Below are 19,897 nucleotides of genomic sequence, written 5' to 3'. Positions count from 1 at the left end.
GTCACGGCTGGTCGATTTCCTGATCCGCCTCGGCCGCCGCCTGCCGGGCCGCCTCCGCCTCGCGCAGCGCCTGCCGGCGCTGGACGTACGCCTCGGTGCCCTTGCTGGGCTTGCGACGGCGCGGCGGCGCGGTGACCCCGGGGGCAAGCTTGCGCGCGGAGACCAGGAACGCGGTGTGCGCGATCATACGATGGTCGGGGCGCACGGCGAGCCCCTCGGCGTGCCAGTCCCGGACCAGCGACTCCCAGGCGCGCGGCTCGGTCCAGCCGCCGCGCTCGCGCAGCGCCTCGACCAGCTCGGACAGCTGCGGGGTGGTGGCCACGTAGCCGATGAGCACGCCACCGGGAACGAGCGCCCGCTCGACCATGTCGAGCATCTCCCACGGGGTGAGCATGTCCAGGATGATCCGGTCGAAGCCGGTCTCCGGGCAGTCGGCGACGTCGCCGACGTGCAGCCGCCAGGCCGGGTGCGGGCCGTTGAAGAACGCCTCGACGTTACGCCGGGCGATCTGGGCGAAGTCGTCGCGCAGCTCGTACGAGTGCAGCTCACCCTCGACGCCGACGGCCCGCAGCAGCGAGCAGGACAGCGCCCCGGAGCCGGCGCCGGCCTCGAGGACCTTCGCGCCAGGGAAGATGTCGCCCATGGCGACGATCTGCGCCGAGTCCTTCGGGTAGATCACCTGGGCGCCGCGGGGCATGGAGAGCACGTAGTCCGACAGCAGCGGCCGCAGGGCGAGGAACGCGGTGCCGCCGCCGGTGGTGGTGACCACACTGCCGTCGGGCAGGCCGATCAGCGTGTCGTGCCGGAGGATCCCCCGGTGGGTGTGGAACTCCTTGCCGGGCTCCAGCGTCACGGTGTGCATCCGGCCCTTGGGGTCGGTCAGCTGCACCCGGTCCCCGGGGCGGAACGGCCCGCGGTGCACCGGCGGCAGTGGGGGGACGGTGGAGGATTGTGCGGTCACGTGTTCGTCTTCCGTTTGGGTTCCAGGAGTTGCGCCAGATCCGCGATGTGCAGAACGCCGACGACATCTTCGCCTGCGGTCACCACGTACTGCGCGCCCGGGTGGGTGCGTAGGGTCTCCAGCACGCGTTCGCCGTCCGCGCCGACCGGCAGGGCGGGCAGGGTGTCCAGGCCGCGGGACACCGCGTCCACCGCGAGCCACGGCCGCCGTTGCGGGGGTACGGCGTCGGCGCGGGCCGGGTCGACCAGGGCCACCGGCCGGCCGGCGGCGTCGACGACGGTGAGCGCGGCGTCGGGGGTGGCGGCCTCGGCGCGGCGGCGCTGCGCCTCGGCGAGCGGGGTGCCGCTGGGTACGGGGAACATCGGGCGGGCGAGCCGGGCCAGGTCGACCAGCGGGAGACGGCGGTTGATCTGAGCCATCCGGATGGACTGGCCGGCGCCCCGCCAGAGGGTGACGGCGACCAGCAGCACCAGCGGCAGGGCCACCGGGGCGAGCGCCCGGCGCAGGGTGAGCAGGACCACCACGGCCGCGGTGGCGACGGCGACGCCGCGGCCGACCCAGGCGGCGACCTCGGTGCCGCGGTGGCGGTCCCGGGTGAGCGCCCAGACGGCGGCGCGTAGGGCCCGGCCACCGTCGAGCGGCAGCCCGGGCAGGCTGTTGAAGACGGCGACCACGATGTTGCTCACCGCCAGCTGGAAGGCGAGCTGGTGGGCGAGGGTGCCGGTGGGCAGGGCCAGGGTGGCGGCGACGGCGGTGGCGCCGAGCACCGCGGACACCGCCGGGCCGGCGAGCGAGACCAGCAGGTCGACGCGGGGGCTGGGGGCGTCCCGGTCCATCTCGGTGTAGCCGCCGACCAGCTCCAGGGTGATCCCGCGCACCCCGATGCCGAAGCGGCGGGCGGTCAGTGCGTGGCCCAGCTCGTGCAGCAGCACCGAGCCGAGCAGGGAGATCACGAAGCCGAGGCCGACCAGGTAGCCGCCGAGCCGGCCGAGGTCGAGCTGGTTGCGGGCGAGAGCGGCGTAGAGGACGGTGATGATCAGGGCGAGCAGCAGCACCGAGGCGTCGACGCGCAACGGCACCCCGCACACCCGACCGACGGTCAGGCCGGGCCGACGCGGCGGTCGAGACTCCTGCTCCACCGGGTCGATGGTACGCGGCGCGGATCATGCCCCGGCGCGGCGGCGGGGGCCCTGTCACACCGGTGCCCTACCCTTCCGGGCATGACGGCGGAACCGGTGATCGACACGCAGGAATCCCCGGCGGCGGCGGTGGTGGCGCCGCCCACGGTGCGGGCGTCGCTGTCGCCGTCGCGGGCGGCGGATTTCAAGACCTGCCCGCTGCTCTACCGGTTCCGCAGCATCGACCGGCTGCCCGAGCGGCCCACGCCGGAGCAGGCCCGGGGCACGCTGGTGCACGCGGTGCTGGAGCGGCTGTTCGACCTGCCGGCGGCGGCGCGCACCCCGCAGTCCGCCGGCGACCTGGTCGCCCCGCAGTGGGACCGGCTGGTCACCGAGCAGCCGGAGCTGGCGGCGCTGTTCGCCGAGGGTGACACCGCGGGGTTGGCCGATTTCCTCCGCTCGGCCGCCGCGCTGTTGGAGGGCTACTTCGCGGTGGAGGACCCGCGGCGGCTGGAGCCGGCCGAGCGGGAGGCGTTGATCTCGGCGGTGGTCGACGACGAGCTGCTGATCCGGGGCTACCTGGACCGCCTCGACGTGGCCCCGGACGGCGCGCTGCGGGTGGTCGACTACAAGACCGGCGGCGCGCCTCGGGAGGCGTTCGAGGCGCGGGCGCTGTTCCAGCTGAAGTTCTACGCCCTGGTGCTGTGGCGCACCCGCGGGGTGGTGCCCCGGGTGCTGCGGCTGCTCTACCTCAAGGACGCCGAGGTGTGCGACTACAGCCCCGACGCCGACGAGCTGCTGCGTTTCGAGCGCACCGTGGTGGCGCTCTGGCAGGCCATCGAGCAGGCCACCGAGCGGCAGGATTTCCGTCCCCGGCCGAGCCGGCTCTGCGACTGGTGCAGCCATCAGGCGCTCTGCCCGAGCTTCGGCGGCACCCCGCCACCGTTCCCGGCGACCGGCCCCGGGGATCCGCTGACCGACGCCCGGTCCCGGCCGATCGCCCCCGGGGCGGACGAATAGTCCCCCTCGCTGAGGGCCGGGTTCGGCCTGCGTGACCGGGTGCCGACTGTGACGCTGGCCGACGAGACGGGCCCGGGGCGCCCAGAGGCCTGACCGGCGGACGGGAGTGGCGACCGTCACCTACCGTGACCAGCAACGGCGCGGCAGGGTTGACCATGACGCGACGTGGCGTCCCAACGTCGACGGCGCTGTTTCAACGGCGGAGTCAGGGAGCACCCTGAGCCGATCTCGGGGGCGACCCCCAGCGTGAATTCCGGCGACGGATCCACCCGGAGTCGGACGGATCCGCGTCCGGCGACGCCGAGGATGGGAACTGCCGCACCGGCCAGCGGGGGCGGTGCGGATCAGCAGGTTGGACGGAAGAGGTAGATGACGTGACCGCGACGATAGGCCAGCAGGCGCAGGCCGCGGCCCGGGCGAACGACGTGTGGAAGGTGTACGGCAGCGGTGAGGCCCAGGTCACCGCGCTGCGGGGGGTGACCGCCGAATTCGAGCGGGGCCGCTTCACCGCGATCATGGGCCCGTCCGGGTCGGGCAAGTCCACGCTGATGCACTGCCTGGCCGGCCTCGACTCGGTGACCCGGGGCACGGTCTCGATCGGCGAGACGATGGTGACCGGGCTCAACGACGCCGGCCTGACGAAGCTGCGCCGGGACAAGGTGGGCTTCATCTTCCAGCAGTTCAACCTGCTGCCCACGCTCACCGCCCAGGAGAACATTCTGCTGCCGATGTCGATCGCCGGCCGCAAGCCGGACCAGGCCTGGTACGACACGGTGATCGCGACGGTCGGCCTGCGGGACCGGCTGGGGCACCGGCCGGCGCAGCTCTCCGGCGGCCAGCAGCAGCGGGTGGCGTGCGCCCGTGCCCTGGTCGCCCGCCCCGAGGTGATCTTCGCGGACGAGCCGACCGGCAACCTGGACTCCCGCTCCGGCGCCGAGGTGTTGAACTTTCTGCGCAACTCGGTCCGCGAGCACGGCCAGACGATCGTGATGGTGACCCACGACCCGACCGCCGCCGCGTACGCCGACCGGGTGGTCTTCCTGGCCGACGGGCAGATCGTCTCCGAGCTGATCGAGCCGACCGCCGACACGGTGCTGGACACGATGAAGAAGCTGGACGTCCCGGCCGAGGTGGCCAACTGATGCTCCGGGCCACACTGAAGAGCCTGCTCGCGCGCAAGGTACGCCTGCTGCTGTCCGGTCTGGCGGTGGTGCTGGGCGTCATGTTCGTCTCCGGCGCGTTCGTGCTCACCGACACCCTCGGCCGCACCTTCGACGCGATCTTCGCCGACGCGTACGCGGGGATCGACGTCAACGTCGCGGCCAAGCCGAAGATCGCGGGAGCGGAGGTGCAGGGCGACCAGGCGACCCCGCCGTTCCCGGCGGCGACGGTGGACAAGGTCCGCGCGGTGCCCGGGGTGGCCGGGGCCACCGGCATGGTCGTCGCCGACGGGGCCCAGCTGATCGGCAGCAACGGCAAGGCCGTCGCCTCGTTCGGCCCGCCGCAGCTGGGCGAGAACTGGACCGGCGAGTCCGACCAGCTGCACCTGCGCGAGGGGCACGAGCCGCGGGCCGACGACGAGATCGTCATCAACCAGGGGCTCGCGACCGCCGGGAAGGTGAAGCTCGGCGACCGGGTCGGCGTGCTCACGCCGCTGGAGCCCAAGCAGGACTTCACCATCGTCGGGATCGTCGGCTACAGCGGCGGCCGCGACTCGATCGGCGGCAGCAACGAGATCATGTTCACCACTCCGACGGCGCAGCGGCTGATGCTGGGCGAGCCGAACACCTTCAACAGCGTGAAGGTCACGGCCGCCGACGGGGTCTCCGACGAGTCGCTGCGCGACGCGGTGGCCGCCGCCGTGGGCGACGGATACGTGGTCAAGACCGGCGAGCAGCTCTCCGCCGACGCCGCCCAGGGGTTCAAGACGGCGCTGTCGTTCTTCAACCGGATCCTGCTCGGCTTCGCGGCCGTGGCGCTGCTGGTCGGCACGTTCCTGATCCTCAACACCTTCTCGATCATCGTCGCGCAGCGGACCCGTGAGCTGGCCCTGATGCGGGCCGTCGGGGCCAGCCGCCGGCAGATCATCGGCTCGGTGGTGGTGGAGGCCGTCACGGTGGGCCTGATCGCCTCGGCGTTCGGCCTGGCCGCCGGCGTCGGCATCGGCGCCCTGCTGGCCTGGCTCTTCGGCAACCTGGCCGGCGGGCTCACCCTGGCCGGCATCGGCGTACCGGCGGCGGCGGTGATCGGCGCGTTCTCGGTCGGCCTGGTGATCACCGTGGTGGCGGCGCTGCTGCCGGCGCTGCGCGCGTCCCGGATCCCACCGATCGCGGCGATGCAGGACGTGGCCACTCCCGACCGTCCGCTGACCCGGATCACGGTGGCCGGCACGCTGGTCACCGCGGTCGGCGCCGGGCTGCTCCTCCTCGGGCTCAACGGCAACGCCGGTGACAACACCCTGGCCACCATCCTGGGCGGCGTGCTCTTCGCCTTCATCGGCGTGGCGTTGCTGACCCCGCTGATCAGCCGCCCGGTGGTCTCCCTGCTGGGGGCGATCTTCGCCTGGTCGGTGCCCGGCAAGCTGGGGCGACTCAACTCCGGGCGTAACCCCCGCCGCACCGCGATCACCGCTGCCGCGCTGATGGTCGGCATCGCCCTGGTCACCGGGGTGACGGTGATCCTCGACTCGGCGAAGGGAAGCATCAGCGCGCTGGCGAAGGACACCATCAAGGCCGAACTGGTGATCGCCGGGACGCAGAACGGCCCACGGCCGCCGAGCTTCGACCCGGCGGTGCTGGACCAGGCCGCCGCGCTGCCCGGCGTGCAACTCGTCGACGGCGAGTACGGCGACATGGCCGAGGTCAACGGCGAACGGACCTGGGTGGCCGCGTCCAGCAACAGCGGCGCGCTGGAGCAGATCTTCGGGGCGAAGGCCACCGCCGGCGACATCAGCCGGCTGGGCCCGGACCAGATGCTGGTCAGCTCCGACACCGCCAAGGCCCGGGGTGTCTCGGTCGGCTCGACGGTGACGGTGCAACTGTCCCGCGGCGACGCCCACACCTACACGGTCAGCGGCATCTACCAGAGCAACCAGCTGACCAACCCGGTGATGCTGCCGCCACAGGCGGTCCGCGACTTCGTCATCCCGAAGCCCATCCAGGGCTTCGTGCAGCTCGCCCCGGGCGCCCGGGTGGCCGACGTCCTGCCGCAGGTGGAGCGGCTGCTCGCGGACTCCCCCGAGGTGTCGGTGGCAGACCGGGACGCGTTCATCAAGCAGCAGACCGGTCAGCTTGACGGGCTGCTCAGGATGATCCAGATCCTGCTGGCGCTGGCCATCGTGATCGCGGTGCTCGGCATCGTGAACACCCTGGCGCTGTCGGTGCTGGAACGCACCCGTGAGCTGGGTCTGCTGCGGGCGATCGGGCTGCGCCGGGCGCAGACCATGCGCATGATCACTGTCGAGGCGGTGGTGATCTCGGTGTTCGGCGCGCTGCTGGGCGTCGCCGTCGGCAGTGGCCTCGGCGCTGCCGTGGTCCACGCGCTGAAGGACGAGGGGATCAACGACCTGATCCTGCCCTGGGGTCAGATGGCGGTCATGCTCGGCCTGGCCGCGATCGTCGGGGTGGTCGCCGCGATCCTGCCGGCGGTCCGGGCCGCCCGGATCAACGTGCTGGGCGCCATCGCCCACGAGTGAGGTGCAAAGAGGGGCCCCCTGTTAACGCCTGGCGTATAGCAGGGGGCCCCTCTTGACGCCCGAACGGGCCGGTCAGGCCGGCGGTTCGCCGAGCAACGCCGCGAGCAGTTCCAGATCCGCCCCGGTCAGGCTCTCCAACTGGTGCACGCCGTCCGTCGGTGGCAGCGGCACCTCCGCCGGTACGGCCAGCACCGCCGCCCCGGCCGCCAAGGCACTGGCCACCCCGGTCGGCGAATCCTCGATCGCCACACACCGCTCGATCGGCACCTCGAGCAGCCGGGCGGCCGTCAGGTACGGCTCCGGGTGCGGCTTGGCCGCGCCGACCTCGTCCCCACACACCACCGCGTCGAAACTGTCCCGGCCCAGGGTGTCCAGGGCCACCTCGACCAGCGGCCGGCCGCTGGAGGTGACCAGCGCCGTCGGAATCCCGGCCGCGCGCACCGCCCGCAGCAACGTCAGCGCGCCCGGCCGCCAACGCAGCCCGGTGCCGAACAGCTCCAGGATCCGCGCGTTGATCCACTCGGCGCTGGCCTGCCGGTCCCGTTCCGGTTGGCCGAGGTCGTCGTGCAGGATCCGCATCGACTCGGCCATGCTGGTGCCGATGATCGCCCGGCGCGCGGTATCCGAGAGGGTGCCGCCGTAGACCGCCGCGAGCTCCTGCAACGCGACGTCCCACAATTTCTCGCTGTCGACCAGGGTGCCGTCCATGTCAAAAAGCACGGCGGCGGGATGTCTGCTGCTCAGCGGGGACCTCCTCAGGTGGCGTACCCGCTGATCCTCTCAACCGGGCGCGGACGCCGGCCGACGGTGTCCGCGGAGGGTGACCTACGGCATCAGCCCACCGCGGGACGAGAGCAGCGGTTCAGCCGATGAAGCCGTGGCTGCCGTTGTTCCAGCCGTCATGCTGCGCGTGTGCCCGTTCGCTGAGGGTGACGCATCGGACGGGCGGCCCGGACAGATCCGTCGTCGGCCGCCCCGGCGGCACAGCTCACATACCGCTCGGGAGTTGACCGCGGCGTACCGTGTCGCCCTGCGCGGCGTGTCGGCTCGCCTCGTGCCGCTGCTGGGCGGCCCGGGCATCGCGCGGCCGTCCGGTCCTCGTCCGGGGTGGACCGCCGCCGGTCCCGCCAGGCGACGTAGCCGACCGCCGCGGCGACGAGCACCACAGCCACCGCTATTGACACCAGAATCGTCGTCATGTCCACCAAGGTACGGCCGGCACGCAATCCGTGAGAGACACCGAACCGGCTACGCTCCCGGCATGATCGGCACCGACTTCGACACGCACGAACGGTCCCGGTGGGCGGGGCGGGCCGAGGCCTACGAGCGCAGCTTCGGCCGGCTCTGCGCGTACCCGGCGGAGGAACTGCTGGACGCGGCGGCGGTGCGGACCGGGCAGCGGGTGCTCGACGTCGGCACGGGGCCCGGCACGGTCGCCGCGGCGGCCCTCACTCGCGGCGCCGAAGTGACGGCGGTCGACGCGGAGCCGAGCATGCTCGGCGCGGCGCGGCGCAACGCGCCGGGCGCGCAGGTCCGGCAGGCCGTGCTGCCGCGTCTGCCGTTCCCGGCCGGCGGGTTCGACGCGGCGGTGGCCAACTTCGTGCTCAACCACGTGAGCGAGACGGTCACCGCCGCCGGGGTCACGACGCCGGCGGACCTGCCCCGACTCGCGACGGACCGGGACTTCCCGCGCACCGAGGCAGGGCTGGCCGGGCTGCTGGCCGCGGCCGGACTGACCGACGTCCGGTGCGTCACCGTGGCCTGGAAGCACCGCACCGATCCGGAAAACTGGTGGGCCGGGCCCGCCAACGGCATCAGCACCATCGGCCTGTTGCTGGAGCGGCAGCCCGCCGCCGCACGGGAACGCCTCCGGCGGGAGTACGACCGGCTCAGCGCCCCCTACCGGGACACCGACGGAACTCTTCACCTGCCCACCGCCGCGCTGCTCGCCTGCGGCCGGGCCGACTGATCAGCCCCGTTTGCGCGCGGCCGGAGCTCAGTCCAGGCCGCGCATGATGTGTGGCTCCCCGTCGTCCTCGCCGAAGCAGCGGTGCAACACCTGCGCCCGGGCCCACAGGTCGAGGCTGCTCGGCGGTTCCTCGGGAGCGTCGGCCGACACGCCGACGATCGTGGGCGTGGCCGGCCGGACCTTGACGGGTGTGTCCTTGGCCATCGTCGTCCCCTTCCCTCGTCACCTTATCCTCGCCAGAGCTCCTCGGTGCCCACATCTACCGGGCTCTTCAAGTGTCCACGCGGTCCACGCCGTACGGATACCCCTGGCCATCCGGTCGACACCGGTACATGGGACCCCAGCCAGCCAGACTCCGCACCGGCTGCCGACGCAGCAACGTGCCCCTCAACCCGTCGGTGGCGGTCGGTAGCGGGGCCGGCGGGAACGCGCGACACGCCGGTGCCCCAGCGTCACTTGGCGTTGAAGTAGCTCGCCTCCGGATGGTGCACCACGATCGCGTCCGTGGCCTGCTCCGGCACCAGCTGAAACTCCTCCGACAGCTGCACTCCGATCCGCTCGGCCCCCAACAGCTCCACGATCTTCGCTCGGTCCTCCAGGTCCGGGCAGGCCGGGTAGCCGAACGCGTACCGGCAGCCGCGGTAATCGGTGCGCAGCAGGCCGGCCAGGTCCGCAGGGTCGTCGTCGGCGACGGTACGCCCGTCGGGCAGGATCAGCTCGGACCGGATTCGCCGGTGCCAGTATTCGGCGAGTGCCTCGGTCAACTGCACGGACAGGCCGTGCACTTCCAGATAGTCGCGGTACTCGTTGCCGGCGAACATCTTCGCGGTGTACTCGCTGATCGGCTGCCCAACGGTGACCAGCTGCAGCGCCACCACGTCCAGCTCGTCGCCCCGCGGCCGGAAGAAATCGGCCAGGCAGAGCCGCCGCTCCTGCCGCTGCCGCGGGAACGAGAACCGGGCCCGCTCGGTGTGCCCGTTCTCGTCCAGCACCACCAGGTCGTTGCCCTCGGCGTACGCCGGGAAGTAGCCGTAGACCACGGCCGCCTCGAGGACCTGGTCGGCGATCAGCCGGTCCAGCCAGTAACGCAGCCGCGGCCGGCCCTCGGTCTCCACCAGCTCCTCGTACGACGGGCCCTTGCCACCCCGGGCGCCACGCAGCCCCCACTGGCCGAGGAACGTGGCCCGCTCGTCGAGCAGCGCCGCGTAGTCGGCCAACGGCACTCCCTTGACCACCCGGCTGCCGAGGAACGGCGGCGTGGGCACCTCCGCGTCGGTGGCCACGTCGGAGCGGACCGAGGTGTCGTCCAGCTCGGGCAGCGCCTCCCGCACCAACGCCCGCTGCCGCTCCCGCCGCTCCCGGCGGGCCGCCAGGGCCGCCTCCCGCTCCGGGTCGACCACCGGCGCGCCGCCCCGCTTGGCGGTCATCACCCGATCCATCAGGGACAACCCCTCGAAGGCATCCCGGGCGTAGTGCACCTGCCCGGGGAACATCGACCGTAGGTCGTCCTCAACGTACGCCCGGGTGAGCGCCGCCCCGCCGAGCAGCACCGGCCAGCGCTCGGCCACCCCGCGCGTGGCCATCTCGGCGAGATTCTCCTTCATGATGACCGTGCTCTTGACCAGCAGCCCGGACATCCCGATCGCGTCGGCCCGGTGCTGCTCGGCCGCGTCGAGGATCGCGTTGATCGGCTGCTTGATGCCGATGTTGACGACCTCGTAACCGTTGTTGGACAGGATGATGTCGACCAGGTTCTTGCCGATGTCGTGCACGTCGCCCTTGACGGTGGCCAGGACAATCCTGCCCTTGCCACCGTCATCGGTCTTCTCCAGGTGCGGCTCCAGGTAGGCCACCGCGGTCTTCATCACCTCGGCGGACTGGAGCACGAACGGCAGCTGCATCTGACCGGAGCCGAACAGCTCGCCGACCACCTTCATGCCGTCGAGGAGCAGGTCGTTGATGATGGACAGCGGCGAGCGCCCGCCGGCCATCGCGGTGTCCAGGTCGGCTTCCAGGCCGTTGCGCTCGCCGTCGATGATCCGCCGCTTGAGCCGCTCCTCCAGCGGCAGCGCGGCCAACTCCTCGGCCCGGGTGGCCCGCGCCGAGGCCGCGTCGACGCCCTCGAAGATCTCGATGAACCGCTGCACCGGGTCGTAGCCCTCGCGGCGGCGGTCGTAGATCAGGTCGAGGGCGATCTCGCGCTGCTCGTCGGGGATCTTCGACATCGGGAGGATCTTGCTGGCGTGCACGATCGCCGAGGTCAGGCCGGCCTGCGCGCACTCGTGCAGGAAGACCGAGTTGAGCACCTGCCGGGCGGCCGGGTTCAGGCCGAACGAGACGTTGGAGATGCCCAGGGTGAAGTTGACCCCCGGGTAGCGGGAGGCGATCTCCCGGATCGCCTCGATCGTCTCGATCCCGTCGCGGCGGGTCTCCTCCTGGCCGGTGGCGACCGGGAAGGTCAGCGCGTCGATGAGGATGTCCTCCCGGCGCAGCCCCCACCGCCCGGTCAGGTCCTCGATCAGCCGGGCCGCGATGCGTACCTTCCAGTCCCGGGTACGAGCCTGGCCCTCCTCGTCGATGAGCAGGGCGACCACCGCGGCGCCGTGCTCCTTGACGACCGGCATGACCCGGGCGTAGCGGGACCCTGCTCCGTCGCCGTCCTCGAAGTTCACCGAGTTGACCACGCAGCGCCCGCCGAGCATCTCCAGCCCGGCCTCGATCACCGCCGGCTCGGTGGAGTCCAGCATGATCGGCAGGGTGGAGGCGGTGGCGAACCGGCCCGCCAACTCCCGCATGTCGCGGGTGCCGTCGCGGCCGACGTAGTCGACGCAAAGGTCCAGCAGGTGCGAGCCGTCCCGAGCCTGGCCGCGGGCGATCTCCACGCAGGCCTGCCAGTCGCCGGCGAGCATCGCCTCCCGGAACGCCTTGGAGCCGTTGGCGTTGGTCCGCTCCCCGACCATCAGGACGCTGGATTCCTGAGCGAACGGCACATGGTGGTAGATCGACGAGATGCCGGCCTCCGGCCGCGGCTCGCGGGCCACCGGCCGCGTACCGCGCAGCCGCTCGGCCAGCACCCGGATGTGCTCCGGGGTGCTGCCGCAGCAGCCGCCCACCAGGGACACGCCGTACTCGGTGACGAACTGCTCCAGCGCGTCGGCCATCTCGACCGGCGTCAGCGGGAAGTAGGCCCCCTCGGCGGTCAGCACGGGCAGCCCGGCGTTCGGCATCACCGACAGTGGGATACGCGAGTGCCGGGACAGGTAGCGCAGGTGCTCGCCCATCTCGGCCGGGCCGGTCGAGCAGTTGAGCCCGATCAGGTCCACGCCGAGCGGCTCGATCGCGGTCAACGCCGCCCCGATCTCGCTGCCCAGCAGCATGGTGCCGGTGGTCTCGACGGCGACGTGGCAGATGATCGGCACCTGGCGCCCGAGCTCAGCCATCGCCCGCTTCGACCCGATCACCGCCGCCTTGACCTGGAGCAGGTCCTGGCAGGTCTCCACGATCAGCGCGTCCGACCCGCCGACGATCAGGCCGGCCGCGTTCTCCTGGTACGCGTCGCGCAGCGAGGCGTACGCGGCGTGGCCGAGGGTGGGCAGCTTGGTGCCGGGGCCGATCGAGCCGAGCACGAAGCGGGGCTGCTCCGGCGTGGCGTACGCGTCGGCGGCCTCCCGGGCCAGCCGCGCCCCCGCCTCGGACAGCTCCCGGATCCGTCCGGCGATGCCGTACTCGGCGAGGTTCGGCAGGTTGGCGCCGAAGGTGTTGGTCTCGACGCAGTCCGCTCCCGCTGCCAGGTAGGCGTCGTGCACGCCGCGCACGACGTCCGGCCGGGTCAGGTTGAGCACCTCGTTGCAGCCCTCGAGGCCGTCGAAGTCGTCCAGGGTCAGGTCAGCCGCCTGGAGCATCGTCCCCATCGCCCCGTCGGCGATGACGATCCGCTCCGCCAGCACATCGAGCAACGTAGTCCGCACAGAGCCAGGTTAGTGCGGCAGTCCCGTGCCAGGTCACTGCAACACTGCGCTTCCCACATACTGTGAGCGGAAGCACCGCATACCGGTTAACCGGTTCGACCGGGTGGCCCGCCGAGCCAACCGGCGCGGCCGACGGGCCGCGTCCGGCGCCGGCACGTAGGCTGACGGACGTGAGGGACATCAGGGACGCGACTGTGCACGGCGGGCGAATGTGCTGGCGATGGCCCGGCACCGCCTGTGACGAGCGGGGTGGGGTGACGGCGTGACGGAGTTCGACGGGCTGCCGGTGCTGCGCTCCCCGGTCGCCATCGCGGCCTTCGAGGGCTGGAACGACGCCGCGGACGCCTCCACCGCGGCGGTGGAGCACCTGGAGCAGGTCTGGCAGGCCCGGCAGGTGGCCGAGCTGGACCCGGAGGACTTCTACGACTTCCAGGTGAGCCGGCCGACCATCACCATGGCCGACGGCGAGACCCGCCGGGTGCAGTGGCCGACCACCCGTTTCATGGTGGCCAGCCCGGCGGGCACCGAACGGGACGTGGTGCTGATCCGCGGCATCGAGCCGAGCATGCGCTGGCGCACGTTCTGCGAGCAGGTGCTGGAGATCTGCCACAGCCTGGAGGTCGAGCGGGTCGTACTGCTGGGCGCGCTGCTCGCCGACGTGCCGTACACCCGGCCGTTGCCGATCAGCGGCAGCGCCTCGGACGTCGACGCGGCCAAGCGCTACCAGCTCACCCCCACCCGCTACGACGGGCCGACCGGCATCGTCGGGGTGCTGCACGACGCCTGCACCCGGGCCGAGGTCGACGCGGTGTCGTTCTGGGTGCACGTGCCGCACTACGCCAACAACCCGCCCTGCCCCAAGGCCACCCTGGCGCTGCTGCACCGGGTCGAGGAGGTGCTCGACCTGCCGGTGCCGATGGTCGACCTGGCCGAGGAGGCGGCCGAGTGGGAGCGGCGGGTGCGCAGCGCCGCCGAGCAGGACGCCGAGTTGGGCGAGTACGTCCGCGAGTTGGAGGAACGGGTCGGCGACGCCGGCATCACCCCGTTGACCGGGGACGAGATCGCCCAGGAGTTCGAGAAGTATCTGCGCCGCCGTGGCGGCTCCGCCGGCCCGACCGCCGGCTCCTGGTAGCCACTGACGTACCGGGCTCCGGCACCTTCGGGGCCCGGTTTCTCGTGTCCGGGGTGGCGAAGGTCACCCTGACTACGGCATCCTAGGAACCTAGCTGTTAAGAGGAGGCGGTATGCAGATCAACCCGGGTGCGGCCGAGTTCCCGCACCGCCAGATCGCCGCACAGCTCAAGGCCCAGGTGCGGCGCGGCGACTGGGGGCCCGGCGAGCGACTGCCGTCCATCCCGGCCATCGCCGAGATGTTCGGCGTGGCGAAGCAGACCGTGCAACGCGCCGTCGACCAGCTGCGGGTCGAGGGCATCCTGATCACCAAGCCCGGCTCCGGTACGTACGTCCGGGGCACCCGGCGCCGGCTCAACCGGCTCTCCCGCGGCCGGTACGGCGGCTTCCGCGGCTACCACACCGACCTCGCCGCCCGATACCGGCAGCAGCTCGTCTCCGTCGGCCGCGCCCCCGCCCCGCCCGAGGTGGCCGACGCGTTCGGCGTGCCCGACGGCACCGAACTGCTCTGCCGACGCCACCTGGTCCGCACCGACGAGTCACCGGTCGAGGTGGGCGCCTCCTGGTTCCTGCCCACCGACACCGCTGGCACCTCCCTCGAACGGGCCGAGGCGTTCGGCCGCCCGCTGTATCAGGAGGCCGAGGAGGCCACCGGCCGCCGGTACGTCACCGCGACCGACACGATCAGCGCCCGCCAGCCCAGCCGGGAGGAGGCGGAGACGCTCCAAATCCGGCCGGACACGCCGGTGCTGCACCTGCTGCACGTCGCGTACGACGCACGGCGCAAGCCGATCGAGGTCGCCCAGGCCACCTGGCCCGGCCCGATGACCACCCTCACCGAGGAGTACAAGGTCCCCGCCCCGGCCGCCGACCCGGACCCCGACCCCGGCCTGGTCCTCGGCTGACCCCCCTGCCCCGCCGATCATGGAGTTTGTGGTGGCAGACAGAAGCCGCCATCCGGCCAAAACGACCGCCACAACTCCATGATCGACGCAGCGGGGGTGGGGGTGGGGTGGGGGTGGGGTGGGGTGGGGGTGGTTAGAGGCGGATGCCGAGGAGGGCGTCGACGGTTTTCGTGAAAAGGGCGGGGGCGCCGGCGTCGGCGGCGACGCCGGCCAGGGTCTGCTCGGCCCAGACGTCGGCCAGCGCCAGAACGCCAGGGGTGTCGAGGTCGTCGGCGAGGCGGGCGCGCACCCCGGCGAGGAGTTCGTCACCGGACGGTCCGGCCGGCGCCGCGGCGGCCCGGCGCCAGCGGCCCAGCCGCTGCTGTGCCGTGGCGAGCAGGTCGTCGGTCCAGGAGCGGTCGGTGCGGTAGTGCCCGCTCATCAGGGCCAACCGGACCGCCATCGGGTCCACCTGGTCGGCCCGCAGCCGGGAGACGAAGACCAGGTTGCCCTTGGACTTCGACATCTTCTCGCCGTTCAGGCCGATCATGCCGGCGTGCACGTAGTGGTCGGCGAACGGCGCCTGGCCGGTCAACCGCTCGGCGTGCGCCGCCGAGCACTCGTGGTGCGGGAAGAGCAGGTCGTTGCCGCCGCCCTGCACGTCGATCCGGTCGCCGAGCAGGTTCAAGGCGATCACCGCGCACTCGATGTGCCAGCCGGGCCGTCCGGCGCCCAACTCGCCGCCCGGCCAGGACGGCTCGCCCTCGCGGGTGCCGCGCCACAGCAGCGGGTCGAGCGGGTCGCGCTTGCCGGCCCGGTCCGGGTCGCCGCCCCGCTCCGGGAAGATCTCCAACATCTGCTGACGGGACAGGTTCGACTCGTAGCCGAACGCCGGCGCGGCGGTGACGTCGAAGTAGACGTCCCCGGTGCCGTCGTCGAGGCGGTACGCGGCGCCGTCCTTGAGCAGCACCAGGACCTTCTCGACGATGTCCGGGATCGACTCGATCGCCCCGACGTAGTGCGCCGGGGGGATCATCCGCAGCGCCTCCATGTCCTCCCGGAACAGCGCGGTCTCCCGCATGGCCAGGACCTTCCAGTCCTCGCCGTCGCGCTCGGCCCGCTCCAGCAGCGGGTCGTCGATGTCGGTGACGTTCTGCACGTACCGCACGGCTAGGCCGGCGTCCCGCCACATCCGCTGCACCAGGTCAAAGGTGATCATGGTGGCGGCGTGCCCGAGGTGGGTCGCGTCGTACGGGGTGATGCCGCAGACGTACATCGAGGCGACCCCGCCGGGCTGGCTGGGATGGACAGCTTGCCGCGCCGAGTCGTACAAGCTCAGCGACGGGCCCCTGCCCGGCAGCCGTGGCACCTCGTGTCCTGCCCAAGACTCCATGACCGCCAGCCTAACGATCTGTCAGGCACTCGGGGTGCGCGCCTCAGGTGATCAACGCGACAACGGCTCACAGGGGCGGCCAGGGCATCGCCGGCCACTCCTGCGAGGGCAGCGGGAACCGACCGGTCTCCCGCAGCCGGCCCACCCGGGCCGCCAGCTCGGCGACCTCGCCGACGGTCAGGTGCTCGGCCAGCTCGTCGGCGAGCGGGCCGGTGGCGAGCTGGCTGGCCAGCCCGTCCAGCACCGCCGCCGCCTCCGGCGGGAGCTGCCGGCCGGCCCAGCCCCACAGCACCGTACGCAGCTTGTCCTCGACGTGGAAGCAGACGCCGTGATCCACCCCGTAGATCCGTTCGTCCGGGCCTGAGATCAGGTGGCCGCCCTTGCGGTCGGCGTTGTTGATCACCGCGTCGAGAACGGCCAGTCGGGCCAGGCGCGGGTCGTCCGCATGGGCGAGGGCGTACGGGGCTCCGTCGTCGTCGCGGGCCGCGGCCACCGCAAACCAGCGCGACGGCACCCCGGCGGCCGGCACGAACCCGACCAGCGGCTCGGCCGCCTCCGGCTCGTCGATCCAGAGCTGGCAGGAGCCCGGCCCGAACGGCCCGTCCCGCAGCACGGTCGGCGGCACCAGATCCCACCCGGTGGCCCGGGACACCAGGTATGCCGCCACTTCCCGGCCGGCGAGCGTGCCGTCCGGGAAGTCCCAGAGCGGGCGCTCGCCCCGGACCGGCTTGTAGACGCAGCGGGCCGTCAGCCCGTCCAGGGTGAGGATCCCACGCAGGGTGGTGTTGGAGGCGTCGACCAGCCGCCCCTCCAGGACGAGCTCACCGTCGCTGAGCAACCGCAGCGTCGCGGCGCCGTCCTGTCGGGGTTGAAGTTCCGACGAGGTCACCGGTGATAACCGTTGTGCCGCGGACAGAGATGGCCGGCCGGGTCCAACGGCTGGCCACAGAGCGGGCAGGGCGGTCGGCCGGCGTTGACCACGCGGCGGGCCCGCTCGATGAACGCACGGGTCGCCTCGGGAGTCAGCCGGACCCGGAGCCGGTCCAGGTCGTCGTCCGGCTCGTCCGGGTCCTCGTCCTCGTCCTCGTCGTCGTCGGCGACGTCGCTGAGCGCGACCTCGGCCTCCGCCTCACCGACGGCAATCGCCTCGATCACCACGGTGGCGCTGTCCACGTCGAAGGCCAAGCCCAGCGTGCCGACCCGGAACTCCTCGTCGACCGGGGTGTCCAGCGGATCGTTGTCGCCGGCCGCGGTGGGCGCCTCGGGCAACTGCACGCCAAACCGGCGCTGCGCCTCGGCGAGCAACTCCTCCAGCTTCTCGGCCAGCAGGGACACCTGGACCTTCTCCAGCGCCACGCTGACCAGCCGGCCGCCGCCGCGCGCCTGCAGGAAAAACGTGCGTTCCCCCGGCGGACCGACGGTCCCGGCGACGAACCGCTCCGGCGGCTCGAAGGCGTGCACCTGGTGGGTCATACCCACGACCCTATCCGGAGGCCGGAACCGCCGCGTAGCGCACCGACGTGGAATCCGCCCAGGGCGAAACGCCGGGGCCCACAGCGGCACTTTCCGGGCGTGGCGGGCCGGCTCACGGGGCCGCCCCCGCACCGCCGCCCACAGCCGCGTCCGAATCCGTACGCGCCGTCCGCCGGCGCCGCTTGCGCGGCGGCGGCACCAGGCTCGCCAGATCGCCGCCGGTGTCGTTGAGCCGGACCAGGAACGGCCGCAGCGGCGTGTAGCGGATCGCCGTCACCGACGCCGGGTCCGCGACGATCCGCTGGAAAAGATCCAGGTGTACGCCGAGCGCGTCCGCCACGATCGCCTTGATCACGTCACCGTGGCTGCAGGCCAGCCAGCAGGCCTCCGGCCCGTGCTCGACGGTGACCCGGGCGTCCCAGGAACGCACCGCGGCGACCGCCCGCGCCGCCATCGCCGCCATCGACTCCCCCTCGGGGAAGACGACCGCGCTGGGATGTTGCTGGACCACCGGCCACAGCGGCTCCTTGGCCAGTTTCTTCAGCGGCTGCCCCTCCCAGCTGCCGTACCCGCACTCGATCAGCCCCTCCTCCACCACCGGCTCGGCCTGCGGCACGGCCAGTTCCAGGGTCTGCCGGCAGCGGATCAGCGGGCTGGTCACCACCGCCGCCAAAGGCAGCCCTTTCAGCCGCTCGCCAACCGCCGCGGCCTGAGCGCGGCCGATCTCGTCCAGCTCGACGGGCCGCCGGCCGGCCAGGCCGCCGTCGGCGTTCGCGGTGGTCCGGCCGTGTCGCAGAAGCAGAAGGGTCGCCACGCTGACCACCCTAAGGCGGCAGAGCGCCCGGTGTGTCCCACCGTGGGCGGTCGCGGGGCCCGGTCCGCTTCTGGTTTGCGATGTCCGGGCGGGGGCCCGGCGTCGTGCGCGCGCCATCCGCATGCGTGGCCCGCACGTCCCGCGCCCGGTATACGCCGCGCACGGCTCGGCGGTGCGCGGCGCCGCCATGATCCGCCCAGTTTCCCGGAAAGTGCTGCCTCCCGCCGCCGCGAGGGGCCACCTTCGGGGAAGTTGCCCGGATCTTGCCGGCCCGACCGGTGAGCCGCCTGGGCGGCATGGGCGGGATGTCCGGTTTGCGGGTGTGGTGGGTGGCGTCGCGGGGCCGGAATGCCGGGCGGCGGGCGGTCGTTGAATACGGGTGCACGGCCGAGGAAGGCCACCCCGCCCGGCGGGTGTGCGAGGCCCGGAATGTTGGCGGGTCGCCGGTCGTTGGACATGGTCCCGGCGCCGCGAAGAGGCGATCCTGCCCCGCGTGCCCAGCCGGTCGAAGACTCTCCCCCTTTTCTTTGAGCGCCTGACGTGGTGCTTGCGCACAACAGCCGCCCCCCCCTGTCGGCGTGTGCGCCAACCCCCGAATGGAGCTTCTGGTTATGAACTCGATACTGCGTAAGAGCATTCTTGGTGTTGCTGGTCTGGCTTTCACCGGTGGTGTGTTCGCCGGTCCGATCGCCGCTCACGCCGCTGAGCCGGTACACGCCGCCCCGGCGGCTGCGGTGCAGGCCGCGAAGCCGGACATGGCGAAGCTGATTCCGCATGGTGTGCAGGGCGCGCAGTCGAAGATCAACCTGAACGGTGAGCAGGTCGATAACACCAAGGCGATCATCGCCGCGACGAAGAAGGCCGGCCTGCCCGAGCGGGCCGCGGTCATCTCGATCGCCACCAGCCTGCAGGAGTCGAAGCTGGAGAACCTGGGCCACCTGGGTGACGCCAACGACCACGACTCGCTGGGTCTGTTCCAGCAGCGCCCGAGCTCGGGTTGGGGCAGCCCGGAGCAGATCACCGATCCGGAGTACGCGACGACCGCGTTCCTCAAGGGTTTGAAGCAGGTTGACGGGTGGCAGGACATGCCGCTGACCAAGGCCGCGCAGACGGTGCAGGTGTCGGCGTACCCGGACGCCTACGCCCAGTGGGAGCAGCAGGCCGCCGACCTGGTCGCCCAGTACTGGAACAACTGACACAACGCCGCTGGCCGGCACCCCCGAACACGGGTGCCGGCCAGCGGCGTACGGGCGTACCCGGAGGAACCAGCACCAGGTGACGGCGATCACCCGAGGCAGCGGAAGACCAACGCCTCTCGTACCGTTGTGCGGAGCGTCGGTGTGTCCAGTGTCCCCGGGCCTCACCCAAATTGCCTTCGCGGAATACCGTTCGGCTGGAGCCGCGTCGTGCCACTCGCCGAGAGGCGACCTGCACACCGACGCCCAGTGGCGCCCCGACCGGATGGTCGGGGC

16 protein-coding genes are annotated in these 19,897 nt (G+C 72.3%); 7 read left to right on the top strand and 9 right to left on the bottom strand.

What is annotated here, in order from left to right; translation table 11 throughout:
- Position 1: 1 nt before the first annotated feature.
- Together ABZ671_RS28730 and ABZ671_RS28725 are read right to left on the bottom strand one after the other, a co-directional pair.
- Positions 2 to 961 carry a tRNA (adenine-N1)-methyltransferase gene (locus ABZ671_RS28730; protein ID WP_357864007.1) on the bottom strand — a complete coding sequence of 320 codons (960 nt, stop codon included), beginning with the start codon at positions 959 to 961 and terminating at the stop codon, positions 2 to 4.
- Positions 958 to 2,049: a site-2 protease family protein gene (locus ABZ671_RS28725; protein ID WP_357864038.1), complete on the bottom strand. Its 1,092-nt coding sequence runs from the start codon at positions 2,047 to 2,049 to the stop codon at positions 958 to 960. Before ABZ671_RS28725 ends, ABZ671_RS28730 begins: the two co-directional genes overlap by 4 nt.
- 132 nt (positions 2,050 to 2,181) lie before the next feature.
- On the opposite strand from ABZ671_RS28725, the gene ABZ671_RS28720 reads away from it, so the two are divergent.
- From ABZ671_RS28720 to ABZ671_RS28710, 3 genes are all read left to right on the top strand, one after another.
- Entirely contained in the window at positions 2,182 to 3,099 is a 918-nt protein-coding gene (locus ABZ671_RS28720) for a PD-(D/E)XK nuclease family protein (protein WP_357864006.1), read from the top strand.
- 374 nt (positions 3,100 to 3,473) lie between these two features.
- The gene (locus tag ABZ671_RS28715) at positions 3,474 to 4,241 is read left to right on the top strand and encodes an ABC transporter ATP-binding protein (protein ID WP_357864004.1); all 768 of its coding nucleotides are present in this window, start codon (positions 3,474 to 3,476) and stop codon (positions 4,239 to 4,241) included.
- Entirely contained in the window at positions 4,241 to 6,793 is a 2,553-nt protein-coding gene (locus tag ABZ671_RS28710; protein WP_357864002.1) for an FtsX-like permease family protein, read from the top strand. Before ABZ671_RS28715 ends, ABZ671_RS28710 begins: the two co-directional genes overlap by 1 nt.
- A 72-nt stretch (positions 6,794 to 6,865) precedes the next feature.
- Here ABZ671_RS28710 and ABZ671_RS28705 read toward each other — a convergent pair whose 3' ends face one another.
- Positions 6,866 to 7,513 (bottom strand): HAD family phosphatase, encoded by a 648-nt coding sequence (locus tag ABZ671_RS28705; RefSeq protein ID WP_357864000.1) that lies wholly within the window; start codon positions 7,511 to 7,513, stop codon positions 6,866 to 6,868.
- Between the two features lie 541 nt (positions 7,514 to 8,054).
- Here ABZ671_RS28705 and ABZ671_RS28700 point away from each other — a divergent pair.
- Positions 8,055 to 8,762: a class I SAM-dependent methyltransferase gene (locus tag ABZ671_RS28700; RefSeq protein WP_357863997.1), complete on the top strand. Its 708-nt coding sequence runs from the start codon at positions 8,055 to 8,057 to the stop codon at positions 8,760 to 8,762.
- Positions 8,763 to 8,789: 27 nt separating this feature from the next.
- Here the strand turns inward: ABZ671_RS28700 and ABZ671_RS28695 are convergent, their stop codons facing one another.
- Entirely contained in the window at positions 8,790 to 8,966 is a 177-nt protein-coding gene (locus tag ABZ671_RS28695) for a hypothetical protein (protein WP_357863996.1), read from the bottom strand.
- A gap of 248 nt (positions 8,967 to 9,214) precedes the next feature.
- The gene (gene metH, locus ABZ671_RS28690) at positions 9,215 to 12,730 is read right to left on the bottom strand and encodes a methionine synthase (protein WP_357863995.1); all 3,516 of its coding nucleotides are present in this window, start codon (positions 12,728 to 12,730) and stop codon (positions 9,215 to 9,217) included.
- A gap of 262 nt (positions 12,731 to 12,992) precedes the next feature.
- Between metH and ABZ671_RS28685 the strand changes: the two genes are divergently transcribed.
- A complete protein-coding gene (locus ABZ671_RS28685; protein ID WP_357863993.1) occupies positions 12,993 to 13,862 on the top strand; it encodes a PAC2 family protein in 870 nt (289 codons plus the stop codon).
- A gap of 112 nt (positions 13,863 to 13,974) precedes the next feature.
- A complete protein-coding gene (locus ABZ671_RS28680) occupies positions 13,975 to 14,766 on the top strand; it encodes a GntR family transcriptional regulator (RefSeq protein WP_357863991.1) in 792 nt (263 codons plus the stop codon).
- A 133-nt stretch (positions 14,767 to 14,899) separates the two neighbouring features.
- On the opposite strand, the gene mshC is transcribed toward ABZ671_RS28680, so the two are convergent.
- The 4 genes from mshC to ABZ671_RS28660 form a co-directional block, all read right to left on the bottom strand.
- Entirely contained in the window at positions 14,900 to 16,138 is a 1,239-nt protein-coding gene (gene mshC / locus ABZ671_RS28675) for a cysteine--1-D-myo-inosityl 2-amino-2-deoxy-alpha-D-glucopyranoside ligase (protein WP_357863990.1), read from the bottom strand.
- 67 nt (positions 16,139 to 16,205) lie between these two features.
- Positions 16,206 to 17,027, bottom strand: coding sequence for an SCO1664 family protein (locus ABZ671_RS28670; protein ID WP_357863988.1), 822 nt, complete (start codon positions 17,025 to 17,027; stop codon positions 16,206 to 16,208).
- Positions 17,024 to 17,611, bottom strand: a complete 588-nt coding sequence (locus ABZ671_RS28665) for a DUF3090 domain-containing protein (protein ID WP_357863986.1) — start codon at positions 17,609 to 17,611, stop codon at positions 17,024 to 17,026. Before ABZ671_RS28665 ends, ABZ671_RS28670 begins: the two co-directional genes overlap by 4 nt.
- Before the next feature lie 112 nt (positions 17,612 to 17,723).
- Complete coding sequence (locus tag ABZ671_RS28660; RefSeq protein WP_357863984.1) at positions 17,724 to 18,434, bottom strand: MSMEG_4193 family putative phosphomutase; 711 nt, start codon at positions 18,432 to 18,434, stop codon at positions 17,724 to 17,726.
- Between the two features lie 602 nt (positions 18,435 to 19,036).
- On the opposite strand from ABZ671_RS28660, the gene ABZ671_RS28655 reads away from it, so the two are divergent.
- Positions 19,037 to 19,621: a hypothetical protein gene (locus ABZ671_RS28655; protein WP_357863982.1), complete on the top strand. Its 585-nt coding sequence runs from the start codon at positions 19,037 to 19,039 to the stop codon at positions 19,619 to 19,621.
- Positions 19,622 to 19,897 lie beyond the last annotated feature (276 nt).

The sequence above is a fragment of the Micromonospora sp. NPDC006766 genome (assembly GCF_040636055.1).
GTDB lineage: Bacteria > Actinomycetota > Actinomycetes > Mycobacteriales > Micromonosporaceae > Micromonospora.
The sequence above is the reverse complement of the archived record's forward strand: the minus strand, read 5'-3'. Positions and strand labels throughout refer to the sequence as shown.

Bases quoted from the DNA above. Each gene is read 5' to 3' on its own strand.
- ABZ671_RS28680 (WP_357863991.1), top strand. From the start codon at position 13,975: ATGCAGATCAACCCGGGTGCGGCCGAGTTCCCGCACCGCCAGATCGCC.
- ABZ671_RS28700 (WP_357863997.1), top strand. From the start codon at position 8,055: ATGATCGGCACCGACTTCGACACGCACGAACGGTCCCGGTGGGCGGGG.
- ABZ671_RS28665 (WP_357863986.1), bottom strand. From the start codon at position 17,611: ATGACCCACCAGGTGCACGCCTTCGAGCCGCCGGAGCGGTTCGTCGCC.
- ABZ671_RS28720 (WP_357864006.1), top strand. From the start codon at position 2,182: ATGACGGCGGAACCGGTGATCGACACGCAGGAATCCCCGGCGGCGGCG.
- ABZ671_RS28710 (WP_357864002.1), top strand. From the start codon at position 4,241: ATGCTCCGGGCCACACTGAAGAGCCTGCTCGCGCGCAAGGTACGCCTG.
- ABZ671_RS28695 (WP_357863996.1), bottom strand. From the start codon at position 8,966: ATGGCCAAGGACACACCCGTCAAGGTCCGGCCGGCCACGCCCACGATC.
- mshC (WP_357863990.1), bottom strand. From the start codon at position 16,138: ATGGAGTCTTGGGCAGGACACGAGGTGCCACGGCTGCCGGGCAGGGGC.
- ABZ671_RS28655 (WP_357863982.1), top strand. From the start codon at position 19,037: ATGAACTCGATACTGCGTAAGAGCATTCTTGGTGTTGCTGGTCTGGCT.